The 509-nt window shown below is 65.0% G+C and carries 1 protein-coding gene; it reads left to right on the top strand.

The window, feature by feature from the left end:
* On the top strand, positions 1 to 509 hold a 509-nt coding region (locus G3A47_RS23555; RefSeq protein WP_166926709.1), incomplete at both ends, for a helix-turn-helix transcriptional regulator.

Genomic DNA, 509 nt, shown 5'->3' with positions numbered 1-509 from the left:
GGGTGCCGGAACAGCCGGTCGTCATGACGCCGCCGAAACCATGAGCTACGTGCCGGCCGGCATGCCGATCAGTGGCCGCGGCGAGCGGTTGAGGCGCATCAAGCATCTCGATCTGCATTTTTCGGAAGCAGCGGTGACGCGGCGTTTCGGCCGGACTGTCGACCAGGGGCGCCTGTCGATGCCGCGTTTCCAGTTCAGTGATCCCCGGATGGGACCGCTGGCCCGGGCCATCGCCGACGAGTGCACCAACCCGGTCGCGATGCACGGTCTGTTCGGTGCCGGCTTGATCAATGCGCTACTGGCATTGCTTTTCGACATCCGGGGCGAGGAGGGGCAGCGCAGATCCGGCCTGTCGCGCAGCCAGTTGCGGCTGGTCACCGAGTTCATGGAAAACAACTGTTTCAGGCCGATCCGGCTCAGCGAACTGGCGGATCTGGTGCAAGTGTCGGAAACGCATCTGAGCCACGCCTTCAAGGCCTCGACCGGGCTGCCGCCGCATCGCTGGCAGA

Source organism: Flavobacterium poyangense (genome assembly GCF_011751075.1).
Lineage (GTDB): Bacteria > Bacteroidota > Bacteroidia > Flavobacteriales > Flavobacteriaceae > Flavobacterium > Flavobacterium poyangense.
The sequence above is the reverse complement of the archived record's forward strand: the minus strand, read 5'-3'. Positions and strand labels throughout refer to the sequence as shown.